This window comes from Clavibacter lycopersici (assembly GCF_003576405.1).
GTDB lineage: Bacteria > Actinomycetota > Actinomycetes > Actinomycetales > Microbacteriaceae > Clavibacter > Clavibacter lycopersici.
Window position 1 is genome coordinate 1 of the sequence record NZ_QWGT01000368.1, and the last position, 1,788, is coordinate 1,788.

Annotated in this window: 3 protein-coding genes; 1 reads left to right on the forward strand and 2 read right to left on the reverse strand. The window is 76.3% G+C overall.

The window, feature by feature from the left end; all coding sequences use genetic code 11:
* Window positions 1–271 (reverse strand): hypothetical protein (locus tag DZG00_RS15165; RefSeq protein ID WP_119455803.1); only part of this gene is annotated, 271 nt, incomplete at its 3' end.
* 133 nt (window positions 272–404) lie between these two features.
* Between DZG00_RS15165 and DZG00_RS15170 the strand changes: the two genes are divergently transcribed.
* The gene (locus tag DZG00_RS15170; RefSeq protein WP_012299850.1) at window positions 405–578 is read left to right on the forward strand and encodes a CsbD family protein; all 174 of its coding nucleotides are present in this window, start codon (window positions 405–407) and stop codon (window positions 576–578) included.
* A 104-nt stretch (window positions 579–682) separates the two neighbouring features.
* Here DZG00_RS15170 and DZG00_RS15175 read toward each other — a convergent pair.
* Window positions 683–1,788 (reverse strand): AMP-binding protein (locus DZG00_RS15175; RefSeq protein WP_233550163.1); only part of this gene is annotated, 1,106 nt, incomplete at its 5' end.

Below are 1,788 nucleotides of genomic sequence, written 5' to 3' on the forward strand. Positions count from 1 at the left end.
TGCCGTCGGCACCGGCGTCCGGGCGGGTTGCGGCGGCCAGCTCGGTCGCCCGCGTCGCGCGGACCTTGCGGCGCTGGTCGATGAACGCGAGGGCGGCCACCAGGGTCGCGATGCCGCCCGCGACGAGCGTGCCCGTCACCTCGCCCACGCCGTCCGCCCGCACGGCGGCCACGAGGATCGCGACGGTGAAGGCGGCGATGACGACGCCGACGGCGAGGATCAGCCAGGACAGGAGGCCCTTCGCGCGGGCGTCGGGGGTGCGGGTGGCCATGCGCCCATCCTCCCACGGGGTGCGCGGGATCCCCGGGCGCCGCCCGCCCGTGCGTCCGGTGTGAGCGGGGTGACGCCTGGCCCTCACGGGCGTAGCGTCGGAGACGTCCCAGCCACCGAACGAAGGAGTGCCAATGAGTGCAGACGACAAGGCCCAGAACACCGGCGAGAAGCTCGCGGGGAAGGCCAAGGAGGCCTTCGGCAAGGTCAGCGGCGACGACAGCAAGGTCGCCGAGGGCAAGACGCAGCAGTCCGGAGCCAGCGCCAAGCAGGCCGGCGAGAACATCAAGGACGTCTTCAAGAAGTAGCTCCTGGAGGAGCTCTCGTGGAGCGATCCTCCTCAAGAGGCGAGGGGCCGGATGCCGAGCATCCGGCCCCTCGTCATGTCCGGGGGCGGCTCAGGCGGGGCGCCTCAGGCGGACGCGTCGGCGTCCGCCGCAGCGCGCAGCGCACGCCGGTCGGGCTTGCCGGAGGGCAGCGTCGGCAGCTGCGGGATCCCCCGCACCAGGGCGGAGCCGGCCACCCGACCGAGCCGCCCCGCGAGCTCGCGCCGCACGCGCTCGGCGAGGTCGGGATCCACGGTGCCGGGCACGAACACGACCGGCCGCTGCCCCCAGCCCGCGTGCTCGCCGGGCACCGCCACGGCCTCGCCCAGCCGAGGATCCCAGCCGGCGAGCGAGCGCACGACCTCCTCCACCGCCGCCAGCCGCAGCTTCTCACCGCCGGAGATCACGACGTCGTCGAGCCGACCGGTGATGCGCAGCACGCCGTCGACCAGCTCGCCGCCGTCGCCCGTGCGGTACCAGCGGCGGCCGTCGTGCTCGCCGAACGCCGCGTCGGTCGCGGCCGGGTCGCCGAGGTAGCCCTCGGCGAGCATCGGGCCGGCGAGCTCCACCTGGCCGTCGACGACGGCCACCTCGGTCGTGGCGACCGGCACGCCGTCGTAGACGCAGCCGCCCGCCGTCTCGCTGGATCCGTAGGTGCGCACCACGCGCCACCCCAGCGCGGCCGCGCGGTCGGCCAGGTGCGGCGGGGTGGCCTGCCCCCCGACGAGGATCGCGTCGAGGCGCCGGACCGCGTCCCGCACGAGCCCCGCGTCCTCGCCCGCGCCGCCCTCCGCCGCCTCGACGAGCCGGTGCAGCTGCGTCGGGACCAGTGAGGTGTAGCGGGCGACGCGCGCGTCCAGGGATCCGGCCAGGTCCGCGAAGGCGCGGGGCTCGAAGCTCCCCGGCCCCGTGACGACCGGCGCCGTGCCGGCCGCGATCGAGCGCACGAGCACCTGCAGGCCGGCGATGTAGTGGGTGGGCAGCGCGAGGATCCACTGGCCCGGCGCACCGAGCGCGGTCTGCGAGGCGGCGGCGCTCGCCAGCAGCGCGTCCGACGACAGCGCCACGCGCTTCGGCCGCGATGTGGTGCCCGACGTCTCCACCACGAGCGCGACGCGGCGCTCGACCTCGGCGGGCGGAGGCGGATCCCCGGCGGCGACCGTCGCGTCGACCGGCCGCGCGAGCAGCGCCG

Coding starts and splice junctions, on each gene's coding strand:
- DZG00_RS15170 (WP_012299850.1), top strand. CDS start 405: ATGAGTGCAGACGACAAGGCCCAGAACACCGGCGAGAAGCTCGCGGGG.